The organism is Streptomyces sp. E2N166 (genome assembly GCF_003671715.1).
GTDB lineage: Bacteria > Actinomycetota > Actinomycetes > Streptomycetales > Streptomycetaceae > Streptomyces > Streptomyces thinghirensis.
Genome location: NZ_RAIF01000006.1, coordinates 480486 through 499479 on the forward strand (window position 1 = coordinate 480486; position 18994 = coordinate 499479).

General features: G+C 72.5%; 17 protein-coding genes and 7 pseudogenes. 14 read left to right on the top strand and 10 right to left on the bottom strand.

What is annotated here, in order from left to right; translation table 11 throughout:
• Positions 1-57: 57 nt before the first annotated feature.
• From EBH09_RS38480 to EBH09_RS02515, 3 genes and pseudogenes are all read left to right on the top strand, one after another.
• Positions 58-312 (top strand): annotated as a pseudogene (locus EBH09_RS38480) (hypothetical protein); the annotation flags it as partial.
• A gap of 28 nt (positions 313-340) precedes the next feature.
• Positions 341-1018, top strand: a complete 678-nt coding sequence (locus EBH09_RS02510) for a TetR family transcriptional regulator (protein ID WP_121745386.1) — start codon at positions 341-343, stop codon at positions 1016-1018.
• A gap of 93 nt (positions 1019-1111) precedes the next feature.
• Positions 1112-2686 (top strand): MDR family MFS transporter, encoded by a 1575-nt coding sequence (locus EBH09_RS02515; RefSeq protein WP_193776163.1) that lies wholly within the window; start codon positions 1112-1114, stop codon positions 2684-2686.
• Between the two features lie 8 nt (positions 2687-2694).
• Here the strand turns inward: EBH09_RS02515 and EBH09_RS38485 are convergent.
• Both EBH09_RS38485 and EBH09_RS02525 read right to left on the bottom strand, forming a co-directional pair.
• A pseudogene (locus tag EBH09_RS38485) lies at positions 2695-2850 on the bottom strand (transporter); the annotation flags it as partial.
• A gap of 104 nt (positions 2851-2954) precedes the next feature.
• Positions 2955-3233, bottom strand: a pseudogene (locus EBH09_RS02525) (GNAT family N-acetyltransferase); the annotation flags it as partial.
• 439 nt (positions 3234-3672) lie between these two features.
• Here EBH09_RS02525 and EBH09_RS02530 point away from each other — a divergent pair.
• Positions 3673-4172 (top strand): annotated as a pseudogene (locus EBH09_RS02530) (GNAT family N-acetyltransferase).
• A gap of 30 nt (positions 4173-4202) precedes the next feature.
• Here EBH09_RS02530 and EBH09_RS02535 read toward each other — a convergent pair.
• Entirely contained in the window at positions 4203-5438 is a 1236-nt protein-coding gene (locus EBH09_RS02535; RefSeq protein ID WP_121745388.1) for a phospholipase D-like domain-containing protein, read from the bottom strand.
• 251 nt (positions 5439-5689) lie between these two features.
• Between EBH09_RS02535 and EBH09_RS02540 the strand changes: the two genes are divergently transcribed.
• On the top strand, positions 5690-6142 hold the full coding sequence (locus EBH09_RS02540) for an NAD(P)H-dependent oxidoreductase (RefSeq protein ID WP_121745389.1): 453 nt from the start codon (positions 5690-5692) through the stop codon (positions 6140-6142).
• A gap of 205 nt (positions 6143-6347) precedes the next feature.
• Here EBH09_RS02540 and EBH09_RS02545 read toward each other — a convergent pair.
• From EBH09_RS02545 to EBH09_RS02575, 7 genes and pseudogenes are all read right to left on the bottom strand, one after another.
• Positions 6348-6961, bottom strand: a pseudogene (locus tag EBH09_RS02545) (fasciclin domain-containing protein).
• 12 nt (positions 6962-6973) lie between these two features.
• Positions 6974-7906, bottom strand: a complete 933-nt coding sequence (locus EBH09_RS02550) for a M56 family metallopeptidase (protein WP_121745390.1) — start codon at positions 7904-7906, stop codon at positions 6974-6976.
• 6 nt (positions 7907-7912) lie between these two features.
• Complete coding sequence (locus tag EBH09_RS02555) at positions 7913-8299, bottom strand: BlaI/MecI/CopY family transcriptional regulator (protein ID WP_193776075.1); 387 nt, start codon at positions 8297-8299, stop codon at positions 7913-7915.
• 182 nt (positions 8300-8481) lie between these two features.
• Complete coding sequence (locus EBH09_RS02560) at positions 8482-10185, bottom strand: hypothetical protein (RefSeq protein ID WP_121745392.1); 1704 nt, start codon at positions 10183-10185, stop codon at positions 8482-8484.
• 130 nt (positions 10186-10315) lie between these two features.
• Positions 10316-10987, bottom strand: a complete 672-nt coding sequence (locus tag EBH09_RS02565) for a lytic polysaccharide monooxygenase (RefSeq protein ID WP_121745393.1) — start codon at positions 10985-10987, stop codon at positions 10316-10318.
• Between the two features lie 233 nt (positions 10988-11220).
• Positions 11221-13377, bottom strand: a complete 2157-nt coding sequence (locus EBH09_RS02570; protein ID WP_193776076.1) for a DUF1996 domain-containing protein — start codon at positions 13375-13377, stop codon at positions 11221-11223.
• 76 nt (positions 13378-13453) lie between these two features.
• Positions 13454-13837 (bottom strand): annotated as a pseudogene (locus EBH09_RS02575) (zinc-binding dehydrogenase); the annotation flags it as partial.
• Here EBH09_RS02575 and EBH09_RS02580 point away from each other — a divergent pair.
• The 9 genes and pseudogenes from EBH09_RS02580 to EBH09_RS02620 all read left to right on the top strand — a co-directional run.
• Positions 13832-14011, top strand: a pseudogene (locus tag EBH09_RS02580) (TetR-like C-terminal domain-containing protein); the annotation flags it as partial. The pseudogenes EBH09_RS02575 and EBH09_RS02580 sit on opposite strands and share 6 nt — an antisense overlap.
• A gap of 176 nt (positions 14012-14187) precedes the next feature.
• The gene (locus EBH09_RS02585; protein ID WP_121745394.1) at positions 14188-14637 is read left to right on the top strand and encodes a hypothetical protein; all 450 of its coding nucleotides are present in this window, start codon (positions 14188-14190) and stop codon (positions 14635-14637) included.
• An 11-nt stretch (positions 14638-14648) separates the two neighbouring features.
• A complete protein-coding gene (locus EBH09_RS02590; RefSeq protein WP_121745395.1) occupies positions 14649-15449 on the top strand; it encodes an SDR family NAD(P)-dependent oxidoreductase in 801 nt (266 codons plus the stop codon).
• A gap of 175 nt (positions 15450-15624) precedes the next feature.
• A complete protein-coding gene (locus EBH09_RS02595) occupies positions 15625-16284 on the top strand; it encodes a class I SAM-dependent methyltransferase (protein ID WP_193776077.1) in 660 nt (219 codons plus the stop codon).
• A 42-nt stretch (positions 16285-16326) separates the two neighbouring features.
• A complete protein-coding gene (locus EBH09_RS02600) occupies positions 16327-16644 on the top strand; it encodes a gas vesicle protein (RefSeq protein WP_121746195.1) in 318 nt (105 codons plus the stop codon).
• A 36-nt stretch (positions 16645-16680) separates the two neighbouring features.
• Entirely contained in the window at positions 16681-17199 is a 519-nt protein-coding gene (locus EBH09_RS02605; protein ID WP_121745396.1) for a gas vesicle structural protein GvpA, read from the top strand.
• A complete protein-coding gene (locus EBH09_RS02610) occupies positions 17196-17981 on the top strand; it encodes a GvpL/GvpF family gas vesicle protein (protein WP_121745397.1) in 786 nt (261 codons plus the stop codon). Before EBH09_RS02605 ends, EBH09_RS02610 begins: the two co-directional genes overlap by 4 nt.
• A 4-nt stretch (positions 17982-17985) precedes the next feature.
• Positions 17986-18267: a gas vesicle protein GvpG gene (locus tag EBH09_RS02615; protein ID WP_121745398.1), complete on the top strand. Its 282-nt coding sequence runs from the start codon at positions 17986-17988 to the stop codon at positions 18265-18267.
• The gene (locus tag EBH09_RS02620; RefSeq protein WP_121745399.1) at positions 18264-18848 is read left to right on the top strand and encodes a hypothetical protein; all 585 of its coding nucleotides are present in this window, start codon (positions 18264-18266) and stop codon (positions 18846-18848) included. The genes EBH09_RS02615 and EBH09_RS02620 overlap by 4 nt, the downstream gene beginning before the upstream one ends.
• The last annotated feature ends 146 nt before the right edge of the window (positions 18849-18994 follow it).

The following is an 18994-nucleotide window of genomic DNA, read 5'->3' on the forward strand; positions in this document are numbered from 1 at the left end:
CACACACAGGAGTTGCCTCGCACGGACGGAACCCACGCTTCCGTCTGGCCAATACCCGGCGGCGGCTTCCCGGCGGTGCCCGCGCTGGTGACGGTGCCGGCCGTGCCGATGAGCGCGGCTGTGGGCACGAGCCCGGTGGTGGCCATGGCCAACGCGCTGGTGGTCCTCGCGGCCCGGGGCCCGGCCTTCTCGGGCGTGACCATCATCTGCGGCCTGGCCGCCGCGCCGGCCAGGCTGCCGCACAACCGGCCCACGGGGGACGACATCCCGTTCACCGAGACGCCGGCGCGCCTGGAGGGCCGAGAAGCCTAATTTTGCATGACGTGCATCTTTGCATACCATGCAACTTATGTCGGAGAAGAGTGCCGCGGGAGGCGGTCTGCGGGAGCGGAAGAAGCGGGCCACGCGTGCCGCCCTCACCGAGGCCGCGGTACGCCTCGCCGCCGAACACGGAGCGGAGAAGGTCACCGTCGAGGCGATCAGCGCCGCGGCCGGCGTGTCGGTGCGAACCTTCTTCAACTACTTCGACACCCGCGACGACGCCTTCGTCGTCATCGACGCCGACGCGGGCGTACGCCTGCGGCACGCCGTAATCGACGCACCGGCCGGTCTCTCCCCGCTGGAAGCCCTGCGCGAAGCCATGGCGGCCGAGCTCGCGGAGGCGGAGCAACACCACGAGCTGTGGCGGCTGCACGCCGAGGTGCTGCATGCCTCACCGCACCTCCTGGCACGCGGCGTCGGGGCGCACATGGCGGCCGAGGCGGACCTGGCGGAAGCCATCGCCGAACGCCTCCACGGCGCCGGGGGCGGCGATCGCCCCGGTTCCGGGCCCGGAGGAGGCGAGGAACGGCGCGCGGCGCCGGGCCTCTACCCGCGACTGCTGGCCTCGGTGGCGAACGCCGCGGTGCGGACCAGCATGGACCATTGGTCCGCCCATCAGGAGGACGCCGCCTTCCTCGACGTGTTCCACGAGGTGTTCGCCCTCCTCGCCGCCGGTCTCCCGGCACCTCCCGCGTAGCCTCCGCGCCGGACTCGCGCGACCTATCAGACCACCACCGAAAGAGATGCTGTGACCGCATCCCAGGCGCCCGCCGACGCGCCTTCCACCTCCATGACCCCACGTCAGATACTCCAGGCCATGTCCGGCCTGATGGCCGGCATGTTCGTCGCCATCCTGGCCGGCACCGTCGTCTCCAACGCGCTGCCCACGATCATCGCCGACCTGGGTGCCAGCCAGTCCTCCTACACCTGGGTCGTCACCTCCGAACTGCTGGCGATGACCGCGACGGTGCCCCTGTGGGGCAAGCTGTCCGACCTCTTCAACAAGAAGCTCCTGCTGCAGCTCTCGCTGGCCATGTTCGTGGTCGGCTCGCTGCTGGCCGGCTTCTCCCACGGTGTGGGGCTGCTGATCTTCAGCCGCGTCGTGCAGGGCATCGGCGCGGGCGGTCTGACCGCCCTCGCGCAGGTCGTGATGGCCTCCGTCATCCCGCCCCGCCAACTGGGCAAGTACGCCGGCATCTTCGGTGCCGTCTTCGCCGTGGGCACCGTGGCCGGTCCGCTGATCGGCGGTGTCCTGGTGGACACCTCGTGGCTGGGCTGGCGCTGGTGCTTCTTCATCGGCGTGCCGTTCGCGCTGCTCGCCATCGCGCTGCTGCAGCGCACGCTGCGGCTGCCCACCGTGTCGCGCAAGGTGCGCATCGACTGGCTCGGCGCCTTCCTGATCGTCGCCGGTGTCTGCGCGCTGCTCATCTGGGTGTCGCTGGCCGGCAACGAGTTCGACTGGGCGTCCTGGCAGACCGGTGCGCTCGCCGGCGGTGGCGTGCTGCTGCTGGTCGCCGCGGTCATCGTCGAAGGCCGCACTCCCGAGCCGGTCATCCCGCTCGGCATCTTCCGCAACCGCACGGTCACGCTGACCACCGTCGCCAGCCTCCTGGTCGGTGTCGCCATGTTCGGCGGAACCGTCTTCCTCTCGCAGTACTTCCAGGTCTCCCTGGGCAAGTCACCGACCGTCGCGGGTCTGATGAGCCTGCCCATGATCCTCGGCCTGCTGGTGTCGTCCACCGTCGCCGGGCAGGTGATCAGCCGGACCGGCAAGTGGAAGCGGTACCTGGTGGCGGGCGCGGCCCTCATGGCCGTCGGCCTCGCGCTGCTCGCCACCATCGACGCCCAGACGCACTTCGGTCTGCTCAGCCTCTACATGGCGATCCTCGGCGTCGGCGTCGGCATGCTGATGCAGAATCTGGTGCTGGCCGCGCAGAACGACGTGCCCGCCGCCGACCTGGGCGCCGCGACCTCCGTACTGTCCTTCTTCCGCAGTATGGGCGGCACCATCGGCGTCAGCGTCCTCGGCGCGATCCTCGCCAACCGGGTCGCCAGTGAGATGACCAAGGGGCTCAGCAGCGCGGGCATCACCGTGCCCGGCGGTGAAGGCTCGGGCGAGGGCAGCGTCCCGGACATGTCCACGCTGCCCGCGCCGATGCGGTCCGTCGTCGAGCACGCCTACGGTGTCGCCACGGCCGACCTGTTCCTCGTCGCCACGCCGTTCGCGCTGCTGGCGCTGGTCGCCGTCGTGTTCCTGAAGGAGAAGCCGCTCAAGACCACCAGCGGCATGGAGCGCCTCGCCGAGGAGTCCGGCGAAGCGGCCGCCGTTCCGGCCGAGAAGGGGCCGGCGGCGCCGGTCGGCTGACCGCCGGCGGGCAGGGTGCGCACCATGACCTGTTGCGGGCCGGCGCCCGCGTACTGGGCCGCCCACACGGTCCGGGTGCTGGTCGGGCCGGCGACGCCGAAGACCTGGTTGTACTGGGTGGCGATGCCGAGAACGGCGACGGCCGGGTAGATGCCGGTGGCGATCCGAGGGGCCGGGCGCGTCGGGTCAAGGCTTTGGGCCAAGGAGAGCGCCGCACGGGCGGCGGGAGGACGTCCCGCCGCCCGTGCGGCGTGGTGGGTCCGGTGCCTCAGATGCCGAACGGTGCCGCGTAGCGGACGGTGCCGGCGGGCAGCGGGTGGGCGGCATCCAGGGTGAGGACCATGAGGGCCTCGTCCGGGACGTCGATGGTCAGGCCGATGCCGTGGGCGGAGGCCCGGCCGAAGCCGAACCGCGGGTAGTACTCCGGGTGTCCGAGGACGACGACATGGTGCTCGCCCAGACGCCCGGCCGCGGCGAGCGCCGCCCGGACGGCCGCCGCGCCGGCGCCGCCCTTCTGCTGATCGGGCCGGACGGCTACGGGCGCCAGGCGGGTTCGGGTCATGACGGAGTGAGGATCCGTTTCCGGGTTGCGTTCGACTGGGTCAGGCCATGGCCCGGGACGCGAGAAAGACCCGGGCGCCGCGCGGAGCGGCTCGGTCTTGTCGCCCTCGTTCATCAGCCAGACGTAGGCCGGCACGTCGTCACCGGGCTGCCACGGGTCTCCCTCGGGCTCCGCCACGTGGGCGTAGCGGATCAGGACGGGGCCGACGCTCGCGTTCTGGCCGGGCGCGTGCCAGTCCCGTGGTCCCAAACCGTCGTCCCCGCCGCAGCCACTCAGCGAAAGAGCCGTCGCGGCGCTGGCGAGTGACCGCGTCTGTTAAGATCCTCAGCGAACTGACGCCTTCCCGGGCTCGGACACGTATCCGCCGGGGAGGCTTTTTTCATGCCCTGGAGGGCCAGTCGATCAGTCCCCGCGAAGGAGTCCCATGTCAGTCGTTGTGCGCCCCGCGACCGCTGCCGACCGTCCGACGGTGGAACGGTTGTGGCTGATGTTCCGCCATGACATGTCGGAGACGGACGGCCGGCTGCCAGGCCCGGACGGAACCTTCCGCGCCGATCGGCTCCGGGCGGCCTTCACCGACGCCGACTGGGCGCCGTACCTGTTGTCGAGTGGGAACCGCCCCGCCGGTTTCGCGTTCGTGCGCAACCTGACCGCCGCGTACTGAACAGCTTCTTCGTCGTCCGCGGAGGGCGCAGGAGAGGGATCGGGCTGCGGGCCGTCCAGGAGATCGTGGCCAGGCACCCGGGGCGGTGGGAAGTCGCCTTCCAGGACGCCAACCAGGCCGCGGTTCGCTTCTGGCGCCACGTAGCCGCCGAGATCGCGGGCGAGGCATGGGCCGAGGAGCGCAGGCCGGTACCCCATCGTCCGGACCTGCCACCGGACGTCTGGATCTCCTTCGGCGTGAACTCTACGGCCACGAGTTGAGCCGGCCGGCCGACCGGCCGTAGCCCGGGCTCACAGGAACCGGCGGATGGGCCGGACGGCGACCTCACGCACCCGCTGGACGGCGGAGCGTCTCTTCCACCGGCCCGCCCTGATCAGGGTGCTGGCCGCGATGTCCGCCTCGAAGTGATCGTCCAGTGTCGCGGTGAACTCCGGGTTCAGCACGGCCAGCATGACCTCCTCGTCGTGGTCGAGAGAGCGGCGGTTGAAGTTGGTCGAGCCGATCAGGGCGGCGACGCCGTCCACGGTGATGACTTTGGCGTGCATCATCGTCGGCTGGTACTGGTAGATCTTCACCCCGCACGCGGTGAGGTCCTCGTAGTAGTGCTGCCCGGCCAACTGGCAGACCCGTTTGTCGGTGTGCGGCCCGGGCAGCACGATCTCCACCTCGACCCCGCGGCGAGCGGTGGCGCACAGCAGCTCGACGAAGTACTCGTCCGGTGAGAAGTACGCGGTGGCCAGGCGGACGCGTTCCTCGGCCGACTCCAGCATCACGCGGATCAGGGTCTGCATGTCCTGCCAGCCGAAGCTCGCCGAACCGCGCACCACCTGAACGATCGCGTCGCCCTGGCGCGGGTGCGTGACGAACCGGTCCCGGTCGTCGAAGAGTTCGTCGTGGCACTCCGCCCAGTTCTGCGCGAAGGCCGCGGCGACGCCGTCCACCGCGGGGCCCCGGACCTCGACGTGGGTGTCACGCCACTCGTTCGGGTTGCGCGCGTCACCGCACCACTCCTCGGCGATCCCCACCCCGCCGGTGAAGGCGGTCTCCTCGTCGACGACGAGGACCTTGCGGTGACAGCGGTGGTTCTGCTTGAGCGGCGACAGGTACAGCGGCTTGCGGAACCACGCCACCTGCACCCCCGCCCGCTCCATCGTCCGCAGCTGCTCGGCCTCGATCAGCCTGCTGCCGAACCCGTCCAGCAGCAGCCGGACCCGAACCCCGGCACGGGCCCGCTCCGCGAGGGCCTCGGCGAAGCGGCGGGCGATGTCGCCCTTCCAGTACACGAACGTCATCATGTCCACCGTGTGCTCGGCACGGCGGATACCGGCCAGCATCGCGGCGAAGATCTCGTCCCCGTTGCGCAGGACGGTGAGCGCGTTGCCCTCGGTGGCCGCGATCCCGATCAGCCGCTCCAGACGCCGCCGTATCGGCGTGACGCGGGCGTCGACCGAGGCAGTGGCGGCGCCCGTCCCCGGCGCCTTCGGGGCCGGCGGAGTCAGTCCGGGCGGTTCCTGCGTGCTGGTCATGGCATTCCCTGGCCGGATCACGACGAGGAAACATCGGGCCGCGGCGCCCGGTCCGGCACGGGCTGAGCGGCGAGCCGACTGTACCTCCGGCCACCGGGCCCGCGCGGACCTGCCCACTCGCCCGGGCGCCTGGGCGGGGCGGCCGGCATGCCGGCCGGCCCGGCGCCCGTCGGACGCCGCCGGCCGCTGCTCCACCCCGGCCCGGTGATGCTTCTTGCGGCCGGTGGGTGCCGGACGGCAGGCTTCGGGGTGTGGCCACTTTGCTTATCGTGCATCACACGCCGTCGCCGAACTGCCAGGCGATGCTGGAAGCCGTCGTGTCCGGGGCGACCGCGCCGGAGATCGAGGGGGTGCGGGTGGTCCGGCGCGCGGCGCTGGCGGCCACCGCCGTCGACGTGCTGGAGGCCGACGGATACCTGCTGGGCACCCCGGCGAACCTCGGCTACATGTCCGGGGCTCTGAAGCACTTCTTCGACCAGGTCTACTACCCCTGCCTGGACCAGACCCGGGGCCGGCCCTTCGGCTACTACGTGCACGGCGGCAGCGACACCACCGGCGCGGTGCGCGCCGTCGAGTCGGTCACGACGGGGCTCGCCTGGCAGCGCGCGGCGCCGGTGGTGAGCGTGGCCGGCGGGCCCGGCAAGGCCGATCTGGAGGCCTGCTGGGAACTGGGGGCCACGCTCGCCGCCGGGCTGATGGACTGACCGGCGCGGATCGGAGCGGGTCGATGGCCCCGGACGCGGGGAGGCGGGCCGGGGCTCGTCAGCCCGGTTCCAGTGACTTCACCCACTCGGGCCGTCGCTCGCGTTACTCCAGCCACGCGGCCTTTCTCGGCCGGCGGTCGTTCTCCGCCACGCCGACGGGCCGGGGCCGGCCGTCTGCCTGACCGTCCCCGGTGCCGCCCGCCCGTCAGCTCTTGGGCATCAGGACGGTGTCGATGATGTACCCGTTGGCGTTGGCGGTCCTGACGTTGCCGCAGGCGACCTTGGCCGAGTCGTTGACCGTGTAGGACTCGTCCGAGCCGGACGTGGTCAGCTTGGACTTCTGCAGCGTCTCGAAGGAGCCGTTCTCCAGGTCAGTGTGGGAGCAAGCTTCCGGCCCACGACGTGGTAGGTCAGGATGTCGGTGAGCATCGCCTTGTCGTCGAGGACCTTGTCCAGGTCGGCCTTCGGGATCTTCGCGAAGGCGTCGTTGGTCGGCGCGAACACCGTGATGTTCTCGGCGCTGTTCAGCGTGTCGACCAGGCCGGCCTTCTTCACCGCCGTGACCAGCGTGGACAGCGCCGGGTTGTTCGAGGCGGCGGTGGCCACCGGGTCCTTGGCCATGCCGTCGAAGGAACCGGCACCGTCCTTCGGCACCGACGAACACGCCGGACCGAACGGCTCGACCGTGCCGGCCATGTCGCCGCCGGTGCCGGCGGACTGGTCTTCGCCGGCCGAGGAGGCCGCGGGGGCCGAGGAGGCCGCCTGGGCGGAGTCCGGCGAGTCGCCGCCGCCGCCGTCGGAGCAGGCGACCAGGGCCAGGGGAAAAGGCGCTCAGAGGGACGTCGCGGCGCGCAGGATGAGGAACATCGTGACGGCGGCGTTCGCGGAGGACATCGCCGACACGGCGGTTCCGGCGGCCGCGGCCCATGCCGCCAGGCCCACCGAGGTGAAGACCGAGGGCCAGGTGCGGACGGCGGGAGCCGGGCCCAGCAGGGCCGCCACCCGGCGTGGTACCGGACCGGGTGCCGCCAGGCCGGCGAGGGTGGCGACCGGGGTGCCCCGGGAGACGAGGGCCGCCTTGCCGATCGCGGTCGCCACCACGCGGCGGCTGCCGACCGCCCGCGCGGCCGCCTCGTCCGCCCACCGCTCCGCCGTGTAGGACACGGCGGTACGCAGCGGCCGCAGGAACGGGTTGGCCAGGGCGGCGAGCCGGACGGCGAGCAGGAAGCGATGGTGCCGGCCGGTCAGGTGGGCCCGCTCGTGGGCGAACAGCGCGCGCCGCTCGGCCGGTGCGAGGCAGTCGAGCAGGGCCGTGGTCACCACCACCCGGTCCCGGCGTCCGCCGGGCAGCGCGTACGCGTAGGGCACGTCGTCCGGCAGTACGGCCACCGAGGTGCCCGGCAGGCCGGCCAGCGCGCGGTGGGCACCGCGACGCACCCTGCCGTGCCGCCACAGGGCTCGCGCCGAGGCCACGACCACCGCGCACAGCGCGGGGATCGCCGCCTTGCCGACGACCTCGTCGTACGGCACCGCCGCCCGCACCTCCGGGTCGGACCAGCCGTCCGGCAGGGGGTTGCCCGGCAGCTGCGCGGTGCCGACCACCATCACCAGGGCCAGGCACACCGTGCTGCACAGGGCCATCACCGCGGCCACGGCGGTGAGGAGCCGGGTCGCGGTACGCGGGTGCAGACGCTGTTCCGCCAGCCGGGCGACCGGCCACGCCGTCAACGGCAGGACCAGCGGCAGAAAGACGAATACCCCCATGCGGCGTCAGCCGTCCCCCGCGTCGGGTAGGTGACCCAGCAGTTCGCGCAGCAGCCGTTCGTCGTCCGGGTCGAGGCCGGTGACGAAGCTGGCCAGTACCGCTTCCCGGTCGCTCTCGGCGTCCAGGACCTTGCGCATCTTCCGCGCGGCCAGGCCCGCCTGGTCCGAGGCCGGTGTCCAGGCGAAGGAACGGCCCGCGCGCTCGCGGCCCACCGCGCCCTTCTCCAGCAGCCGGGTCAGGATCGTGATCACCGTGGTGTAGGCGAGGTCGCCGCCCAGTCGCTCCTGCACCCAGCCGGCCGTCGCGGGTCCGTCCGCCTCGCGCAGTGCCGACAGCACCAGCGCCTCCAGCTCGCCCTGCCCCCGCCGCCGCGGACGCCGGTGATCGCTCACGGCCCGTCTCCTTCCGCCGCAGTGCCACGTCTGTCCGATGTCTGTCCGAGCCGACATCGTATAGACGCGCCGACCCCGTCAGCCGCCCAGGCGCCTGGCGTACGTCACGAAACCGGCCACCGTGCCGTCCCGGACAGCGACCAGTTCGTCGGGAACATGCCGGACATCACCCGTGGTACCGGTCAGTGGTCCGCGGCGCAGCAGCCGCCCGCGCCGTCACCGGTGGCCGGCGCGGTGCCGAGGCGGCAGTAGCAGGAGGCCTCGACCGGTACGTCCGCCAGGGCGGTGGCGAGCTTCAGTTGCTGTGCCACGATCCCCGCCTCACCCTCCTTGCCCAGGCGCACCAGGCACTCGTGGAGCCCGTGCAGGGCCCAGACGTTGCCCGGGTGCTGCAGGGCGCGGGGCAGGGTGTCGTCCAGGCCCAGATCGGCCCGGTAGACCGCTTCGGCCTCCGCGACCCGGCCCTGTTCCAGGAGCAGGGCACCGTAGGCGTGCCGGGTGGGCTGCATCCAGCCCCACGGTTCGTCGTAGGGGAGACCGTCGTCCAGTTCGATCGACCGCTCCAGGGCGGCGAAGGCGGCGGCGTGGTCGCCCTTGCGGTACTCCAGTTCGCCGTCGAGCATGGCGGAGGCGATGGCGAGGATGTCGGCGCAGGTGTTGTTGAACAGCGTGCGCGTCTCCGGCACCCGGGCGACCGCCTCGCGGAACAGGACGCGTTCGCCCTCCGCCTCGGCGACCTTGCCGGTGGCGGAGAGGGCGACCCCGCGGGCGTAGTGGAGCATCGCGGTCGTCACGCAGTACAGGCGCGAGTCGGCGGGCAGCGGCAGCCCGAGGACGTCCGCCCAGCGGCCGAACCGGATCAGGACGTGCACCCGCATGGCCACGAAACCCTCCAGCCAGTCGGCCATCGGCGGGCTTTCGACGCGCAGCAACTCCTCGGGGACGGACGCCTCCAGCTGCGCGGCGGTCTCCAGTGCCACTTGGTACTGGCCGAGGAACATCGCGCCGTAGATCCTGAAGTGGTAGTTGTGCGAGCGGTAGAGGGTGTAGAAGTTCATCGCCCCGGCCCGCGCGCGGTACTTCTCGTCGGCGGCGATCGCGGCAGTGTTGTCCGACACGACGCGCCGGTAGTCGCCGCACAGCACTTCGAGGTGGGACGGCATGTGGTTGAGGTGCCCGGCGTCGGGGACCAGGCCGCGCAGCCGGTCGGCGACGTCGAGGGCCGCCTCGGGGGTGGCGGACATCTCCATCAGGTGGACGTACATGTGCAGGACGCCGGGGTGCTCGCGTCCGCCCTCGGTGGCCAGGGCCCGGTCGAGGACTCCCTTCGCCTCCAGGGTGCGGGCGCCCTCGGCCGGCAGTCCGGTGCGCAGGTCCCAGAGCTGCCAGGGCGTCAGGTTCATGAGCGCGTCGGCGTAGAGGGTGGTCACGTCCAGGTCGTCGGGGGCGGCTTCGTGGACGGCCCGCATGCTCTCGGCGTACGGCTCGTTCCACACCGAGCAGTCCTCGACGGCGCGCGCCTGCGGGTAACGGGCGCGCAGGGCGCCGATCAGGGCGCGTTCGAGCGGGGTGGCGGAGTGGGCCGCCTTCTCGTGGGCGAGTTCGACGGCGGCGTGGGTGCGGTCGACGGTGCGCGTCAGCTCCGCGGTGTCGAAGGCCTCCCACGGCTTGTTGTAGTTCGGGCCGAGGGCGTAGGCGATGCCCCAGTGGGCCATGGCGCAGTCCGGGTCCGCCGCGGCGGCGGCCTCGAAGCAGGCGACGGCCTCCTCGTGGTGGAAGGCGTACGTCCACACCAGCCCGCGGTCGAACCACCGCTGGGCCTCGGGGGACGAGGTCGTCACCGGACGGCCGTGGGTGCCGAGGTCGTAGTAGTCCATGGGGTCCATGAGGGGACGTATACCGCACTCCGGTACGGCCACGGAGTACTTCGCGGGACGGACACACCGACCGGTGTCCCCGCCGGGCGCGGTGCGCCCGGCGGGGGGGGTGGGGGGCGGGGTGTCGCGGATCAGCGGATCAGCCGAAGTCGACGTCGCTGCACAGGAAGTACGTCTGGTCCATGTGCGACGCCTGCCAGATCGTGTACACGACGTGCCGGCCGCTCAGACCCGAGGTGCTCACCGGGATCTCGTAGTTCTGGCTGGGGGCGTAGCTGCCGGTGGTCGCGACCAGTTGGAGGTCGTCCCAGCCGAGGGACTGCGTGGCGGGGTCGAAGCCCTGCTGGGTGACGTAGACCTTGAAGTAGTCGGCGCCGTGGCTGGCCTGGTCGTACAGCTTGACGGTGAAGTTGTCGGTGACGTCCGTGGTCTGCCAGGCGCCAACGGTGTCCAGGGAGTTGTAGCGCCCGCCCTCGGTCCGGCCGCCGCTGCACAGCTGGCCGTCGGGCACGACCGCCTCGAAGTTGCCCGCGGAGCCGTTGCGGTACAGGCCGTTCCAGTTCCACATGGCGTTGGGGTTGTCCTGCCAGGCCTGCCAGCACATGGGGTCTTCCTGCGCCATGGCGGGGTTCTGGAAGTCGTCGCCCCAGCGCTGCCAGCAGCCGTAGTTCCGGGAGGCGGGGTCGACGACCGAGCCATGGGCGACGGCGGTGCCGCTCCAGGGGATCAGGGTGAGCAGTGCCGCGGTCACGGTGCCGAGGGCCACGGTCGACGCATGCCGGATTCGCTTGTTGCGATCATGACAAGTCATGACGTCCTTCTTTCGCGTGGGGGGACAGGTGATGGGGGGGGTCGCACACCGGAAGCATCAGTGGGAGCGCTCCCAAAGCCTCTCGGAGAACAGGCTGCGCCCGGACAAACGGAATGGCAATAGTTGAAATGCGCCAGTTCCCGCCCGGCGATGGCGTGTTCGATGCGGTCGCGACGACGGGCGGACGGGGCCCGGCCCTGTCCGCCCGTCGTCACGACGGCGTCATGCCGGTGTCACAGTGAGCGCCGCCTGGAGCGGATCAGCAGCACACAGCCACCGGCGAAGAGGACGCCTCCGGCGGCCGCGGGCCACAGGCCCAGGCCGGAGCCCGTCTCCGCGAGGCCGCCCTGCGTCGCCTGCGGTTCGGTCGCCGACCCGGCCGCGGCGTCGTCAGCGCCGCCCGTGCCCTGCGTCGCCCCGGGTGTGGGCGCGGCGCCGCTCGCGGCGTCCGGTGTGTCGTCGGCTGTGCCGTCGGCGGGTGTCGTCGCGGCCCTGGGCTCGGCACGCGGGGAGGCGTCGTCGTCCCTTTCCTGGGCCGGGGGCGCGGGCGCCTCCTCGTCGTTCTGCCCGGTGCCGCTCCCCGCGCCCTTCCCCTCGTCCGCTCCGGCGCCCCGGCCGTCCTGCCCGGGGTCCACGGGCGCCGGGGCCGTGGCGGTCTGCTCGGCCGGGGGCTCGGAGGCGTCGGGATTCTCGGTCGGCTGCTGCTGCGGGTCCTCCGTGGGGCCCTCCGTGGGGTCCTTCGTGGGGTTCTCGGTCGGCTGCTCCTGCGGGTCCTCCGCGGGGTCCCCGGTCGGCTGCTCCTGCGGGTCCTCGCCCTGGCCGGGCTCCGATCCCGGGGGCGTGTCCGGACCGCAGTCGCGGCCGCTGTTGATGCAGTCGGCCATCTCCCGCATCAGGTCCTCGTCGAAGACGTTGATGAAGTCGCTGTGGTCCGTCACCGGCTTGTGCAGCTGCTCGGGGAAGGAGTCCACGGCGAACAGCGGCACGGTCCTGCCGCCGTCCTGGAGGCTGGGCGCGTCCACGTCGTACACGACGCGCTGGACCAGCCGGGGGATGGCCCGGAATCCCTCGGGGCAGCTGCCGTCGGCGGCGGCGAAGGCCACGTGGGTGCGGTGGTTGGCGCTGTCGATGTTGCGGCCGTCCCAGCAACTCTGGAAGGTGAAGGTGCGCACCACGTCACTGCCGGACGGACAGAGCGGGTACTTGTCCTTCAGCTGCCGGTCCTCGAAACCGGTGCAGCTCCAGGAGGCGTTCGCGTTGGTGTTGCCGTTGACGAACGCCTTCGCGTCACCGGTGATGATGCGCAGCAGCCGCGGCATCTCCGTGACCTCGCCGCGCTCGTTGCCCACGAACGTCAGTGTCACCTCGGCGGGCGTGACGATCTCGCCGGCGTTGCCCTCGATGCCGCCGCCGGGTGACTCGGCGTCCTGTTCGACGGTGCCGTTCTGGAGCCTGAGCACGGGCCAGTAGTACGAGGACTTGTCGCCCTGGTCGGCGCAGCTCGTGCCGGCGGCGGCCAGGTCCTCGTCGCTGGAGAAGGCGTCGTTGGCCTGATTGCCGACGTAGTCGTGGAAGTGGTGGGCCCCGTTGCTGACGCCGGGGGCGGCGATCAGGTTGTCCGAGTTGAAGAGTCCCTCGGCGTTGACGCCGCAGCTGGTGGCGAAGGAGCCGGTCGAGGCGTTCTTCTGCCGGGGTGCCCGCACGGCGTTCGGCTCAACGGAGTCGATGTCGACGTAGTCCGCGGCCACGGGGCCGTTGCCCGCCTGTCCGCCGTTGCCGGGCTGCTGCCCGTCACCGGCCTGTCCGTCGTCGCCGCCGTTCCCGTCGTTTCCGGGGTCCTCACCCTTGCCGTTGGGCTGCTGGTCGGGGCTGCCGCCAGGTGCGTCCGCCGCGGCGGCCTCGGTGCGGCGCAGTGTGCACTCCGCCAGGGTGTCCAGGCCCTCGGGGCGATCGCCGGCCTTGCCGATGGCGGCGGCGATGCGCTCGATCGTCCCGGCCCGGTCCTTCTTCAACGGGTCGAGGATGGCGCCCTCGTCGAGCCTGCCGTCGTCCGCGGTGCGGGCGGCCTCCTGGAGTTGCCGGTACGCCGCGGCGATCTGCTCGTCGAGCCGGGCGAGTTCCGTGTCGACGTCCGGCCTCGCCTGCTCCGGCACCGTCGTCAGCCGCTCGCTCAGATCGGGGCAGTCGACGGTGGCCGCCACACCGGAACTGCCCAGGGGAACAGCGGTGTCGCCGGCTTCGGTCGCGGAGGCGAACACGTTCACGGCCACCAGGCCGCCGCCTCCCAGTATCAGCGCGAATGCTCCGAAGGTCGCGCGGCGCGCCCCGGTCGGGCGTCTGCGCCTGTTGTGTCCCAAGGCGTGCTCCTGTGTCGTGGCGGACTCGGACATGGAATGCCCCCGGCTCCATACGGAGTCGGGGGCCGGAGCGTTCAAACGCCTCGCGGATTCTCAGGAATCCCTCACCTCACGGGCGCAGGATCAGCCGGACCGGGGCGCCCTCCTTCGTCTCCAGCCGTGCGACCGCCTCGGCGGCCTCCGCCAGCGGCAGCACCCCGCTGATCGAGGCGGAGAAGTCCAGCCGGCCGCCCTGGATCAGCCGCAGTAGCTGCGGCAGCGCCACCGGCATGTCGGAGCCGTAGTGGCCGAGGACGCGCTGCTGGAGGTAGCTGAAGCGGGTCCCGTCGGTGACCGTGAGCGGCTTGTCGGTCAGGCGCACCAGGACCAGCCGTCCCTTGGGCGCGAGGACGGAGACCGCCTGCTCCCGCACGGGCGGCACGCCCGCGAAGTCGAAGGCGGCGGCCAGGCCCGCCCCGCCGGTCGCCGCTCGGACGGCCTTGCGCAGGTCCGGCGCGGCGTCGAGCGGGGCGAGTTGGCAGCGGGCACCGATCCCGGGCTGCTCATCGAGGCCGCCGGCGGCCCGCTGTTCGTCCGGGTGCTGCTCAGCGGGGCGCCGCTGGACGACGCGCTCGTGCGGCGGCTGGTCGACCTGGCCCTGGACGGGGCCCGGCCCCGCGCCCGGTGAGTCGGCCCCGCCGCGAGAACGGTCGCTGTCACCGCCCAGGGGCGGTCGCAGGGGCCGAGAGGGCCGGGGGATCGGCTCGGGGCGCATCGGAAGCTCTGTTAAGGGCCGGGGTTCGGGGAACCCGGGGCCCGCCGTGCCCACCCGCGCGCCAGCGCCCACGCCGAGGGAGTTACCGGATGTCACTGACCAAAGGCCTCGTCGCCGGAGCGGCCGGCACCGTCGCGCTGAACCTCACCACGTACGGCGACATGCTGCTGCGCGGCCGGGGGTCCAGTGGCGTGCCGGCCCAGGTCGCGGACCGGTTCGTCAACCGGGCCGGCGTCGATCTGGGGGACGAGGAGACCACGGCCAACCGTGAGCAGGCGGCCGGAGCCCTCCTCGGCTACGTCACCGGCCTCGGGGTCGGGGCGGCCTACGGGCTGCTGCGAAGCGGGCGCGGCGCGCTGCCCGACTGGGTGGCCGGTCCGCTGCTCGGCGCGGCCGCCATGGCGGGCAGCGATCTGCCGGCCACGGTGCTCGGAGTGACCGACCCGGCCTCGTGGGACCGGACGTCATGGGTGTCGGACCTCGTGCCGCATCTGGTGTACGGCTTCACCACGGCATCGGTCTACCAGGCACTGCGCTGAGCGGAGGGATCATGACCGGCAGCAGGCCGCTCGCCCTGGTCACCGGGGCGTCCAGCGGAATCGGGTACGAACTCGCCGCACTGTTCGCGGAACACGGCTACGACCTGGTGGTCAACGCCGAGGACGACCGGCTGGAGCACGCCGCCCAGCGGCTGCGGGAGACCGGCGCCGAGGTACGGGCCGTGCGCGCGGATCTGCGTACCGCCGAGGGCGTGAACCGGCTGGTCGCCGCCCTGACCGGGCTCACCGTGGACGTCGCGGCGCTCAACGCGGGTGTGGGGCAGGGCGGCGCCTTCGTCGACACCGACCCGGCCGACGACCAGTCCGTCATCGACCTCAACGTGACGTCGACCGTTCGGCTCGCCAAGCCGCTGCTGCGGGACATGGTGGCGCGCGGGGTGGGCCGGCTGATGTTCACGTCGTCGGTGGCCGCGACGATGCCGGGGTCCTTCCAGTCGGTGTACAACGCCTCCAAGTCGTTCGTGCAGTCCTTCGCCCAGGCGTTGCAGGAGGAGGTCGGGGACACCGGGGTCACGGTCACCTCCTTCATGCCGGGCCCGACGGAGACCGACTTCTTCCGGCGGGCCGGGATGCAGGACACCAAGGTCGGCACCATGGACAAGGACGACCCCGCACAGGTCGCCCGGCAGGCGTACGACGCCGTCATGAAGGGCCGCGGGAAACTGGTCACCGGCTCGACGAAGACCAAGGCGCAGGGCGTGGCCGACAAGGTCCTGCCGGACCGCGTCAAGGCCGCCGTGCACCGCCGGATGGCGGAGCCGGGGACGGCGCCGGACGACGACGGCCGGTAGGACGGGTGGAGGCCGACAGGACCGCGGGGCGGCCGGTAGAACCGCGGGTGGAGGCCGGCAGGACCGCTGGCGGGTGGCCGGTCGCTCGGCGGGCCCCTTGTCGGTGGCTCGCTCCCGGTGGAACGATGCCCACCGCACCGGCTCACCCACGGGCTCACCCAGCGAAGGGACCGTCGTGACCGACGAGCAGCAACGGCCGCAGGCCGCCGCCGCGTTCGACGCGCTGGGCGCCGAGTACGAGAAGGCGTTCGCCGGCTCGAAGACGCACCGGCGCTCGCTGGAGTGGCTGCTCGGGCGGCTCGCGCCGGGCAGCAAGGTGCTGGACGTCGGCAGCGGCACGGGCCGGCCCACCGCCGAGACGCTCGCGGGCGCCGGGCACGACGTGCTGGGCGTCGACGTCTCCCCCGTGATGGTGGACCTGGCGACACGGCAGGTGCCGGCCGCGACCTTCAAGCGCGCCGACGTGCGTGACGTACCGCTCGCGGACGGCTCGTTCGACGCTGTCTGCGTGTACTTCTCGCTGCTCCAGCTGGACCGGCGGGAGCAGGCGGACCTGATCCGGCTCCTGGTGCGGGCGCTGAGGCCGGCGGGGTACATGGTCCTGGCCACCGTGCCGTTGGACGTCGAGGGCGTCGACGCCGTCTTCATGGGCCAGCCGGTGCGCGTGTCCAGCTTCACCGCGCAGGACCTCACCGCCGTGGCCGAGGAGGCCGGCCTGGAGGTGCTGGCGCAGGAGGCGTCCCTGTTCACCCCGGCCCACCCGGACGCGCGGCCGGAGCCGCACCTGTTCCTGCACTGCCGACGCCGGGGCGCCACCTCACCCCGGATGGGGTAACTGCGCACGCGCCGCCCCGGGACCGCGGCCAGAGTGGGCAGCATGACAGAACCTGGCGAGCGACGGCGCGGCACGACTTCCACGAAAACGCGTGAGCGTTCCGTGCGGGGCGCTCGGGACGCCGCCCAGCGCGCCGCGGACGCCCTGTCCGAGCTGATCCGGCACCACCTGGAGGGGGTCTCCGCGGTGTGCCGGAGCGAGGACGACGGCTGGATCGTCAACGTGGACGTGCTGGAGGTGGCCCGTATCCCCGACACCACCAGCCTGCTCGCCACCTACGAGGTCGAGCTGGATTCGGCGGGCGACCTGCTCCAGTACCGCAGGGTCGCCCGTTACCGGCGCGGTGCCCAGGACCAGTGACCGGGCCGTGCGGCCCGCACCCGGAAGGACCACCGCATGATCACCTACGACGACGAGGTCGTCTGCGCGCCTCGCGCCGGAACCCTCTACGACGTCCTCGAACTCATCCTCGACCGCGGCATGGTGATCGACGTCTTCGTTCGCGTCTCGCTGGTCGGCATCGAGATCCTGAAGGTGGACGCCCGCATCGTGGTCGCGAGCGTCGACACGTACCTGCGGTTCGCCGAGGCGTGCAACCGCCTGGACCTGGAGCACGACGTGCGCTCCAAGACCGTTCCCGAGCTGTTCGGCGGGCCGGTCGCCACGACCATAGGCAGGGCGGGCGCCAAGCGGACGGCGCGCTCACTGACCGACAAGGTGCGGGACATCCTCACACCCGAGGAGGAGACGGCGGCGGAAGAGGAGGCGACCCGGCCTCGCGATCACACCCGCGAGCGCGCGGCACGCGGCCGGAGCCCTCAGCGGCCCCGTAGCCGGCCGGCCGCACGCCCCCGCGACGAGGACGACCGCCCGCGCAGCCGCCCCCGCCGGCGCACGGAGACGGAGGACGAATGACCGCGCCCACCACCACCGGCACCACCGCAGGCACCACCGGCACCACCGCCTCCGCCCCGGAGGCCCTGTACGTCTACGGCATCGCCCCCGCCGGGGTCCGCGCTCCCCGCTTCCCCGGGGTCGACGGTGCCCCCGTACGGCTGCTGACCGAGTCCGGCCTGTGCGCGGCGGTGTCGGCCGCTCCCGCACGGATCCGGCCCCGACGCCGCGACCTGCTGGCCCACCAGGCCGTACTGGACGAACTGGCGGGACAGGGACCGCTGCTGCCCATGCGGTTCGCGGTGCTCAGTCCCCGGCCGGATGCCCTGCTCTCCCAACTGCGTACCGACGCGGCCCACTTGTCACGGCAGCTCGACGAAGTCCGTGGGTGCGTCGAACTCAACGTCAAGGGAACGGTGGTACCCGGCCACTTCGCCGATCTGGTGCGCCGGGACGAGAACCTGCGGAACCTGGCCCTGCGGACGCGGCGCCGTCCGGACTACGAGGCCAACGTCCGGCTGGGTGAGGCGATCGCCCGCGGGGTCCGCCGCGAGGCGCGGCGCGCGGCCCGGGAGGTCCTCGGCCACCTGGCCCCGCTCGCCGTTCGCACGATGCAGGGTGCGACCGACGACGAACAGGTGCTGAGCGCGTCGTTCCTGCTGCGCTCCACCGACGAGCGGCGATTCCGGCAGGCGGTCGACGTACGGGCACGTGACTGCGGGGACCGGCTGGCACTCAGCGTGACCGGGCCCCTGCCGTGCTACAGCTTCGTCGACCCCCGTCCCACGCCGGCCGGGCGGTGACGCGGTGGGCATCGTGAGCGGTCTCCTGCTGCTGCCCCTCGCCCCGGTGCGCGGCACTGCGTGGATCGCCGACCACCTGCTCCAGGAGGCCCGGCGCCAGACCCACGACCCACGCGCCGTCCAGGCGCGTCTGGCCGCCCTCAACCGGGCCCTGGACGAGGGCGCCATCGACGAGGCGGCCTTCGAGCGGGAGGAGGAGCGTCTGCTCACCCTCCTCGAACGGCCGTACCGGCCCACCGGCCGCACCACAACAACCATGGACCGAGCGCAGAGAAGGCACGTATGAGCGACAGCAAGGCGACCATGGCTGCGGCCGTGGCGGGCGGGTATCTCCTGGGCCGCACGAAGAAGGCGAAACTCGCCTTGATGGTGGGCTCGTATCTCATGGGCCGGCGCATCGGCCTGTCCCCCGGCCAGGTGCTGTCCCAGGGCCTGGCCGGTCTCCAGCGGACACCGCAGCTCCAGGAGCTGACGGACCAGGTGCGCGGCGAGCTGCTGACCGCCGGGCGCACCGCCGTCACCGCCGCGGCGAACCGCGGGCTCACCGGCCTGGCGGACACCCTTCGCGACCGTACCGACGCGCTCACCGGCGCGGGCCGAGGGGACGACGGCGGCTACGAGGACGACGACGGGGACGACGACGGCCCAAAGGAGGACGCCTACTTCGGCGAGGAGGACCGGGAGGAGGCGCGGCGGGCCGCGCCGGCGCCGCCCCGGAAAGCGGCCAAGAAGGCTCCCCCGCGCAAGGCGGCACCTCCCCCGAAGGCTGCGAGGAAAACCGTGAAGACCGCGAAGAAGTCGGCCAGGAAGACCGTGCCGGCGAAGAAGACCATGGGGTCGGGCCGGCCCGGAGGTGAGCGCCGATGACCCCCGACCGGCAGGGCAACGACAGGCCCTCACCCTTCGGCGATCTCAAGGACGCTCTCGGCGGCTACCTCTCCGCCACGGGGCACAGCCTCGTCGGCAAGGCGGGGGAACGGATCGAGGGCCTGACGGGCCGTCTGACCGAATCC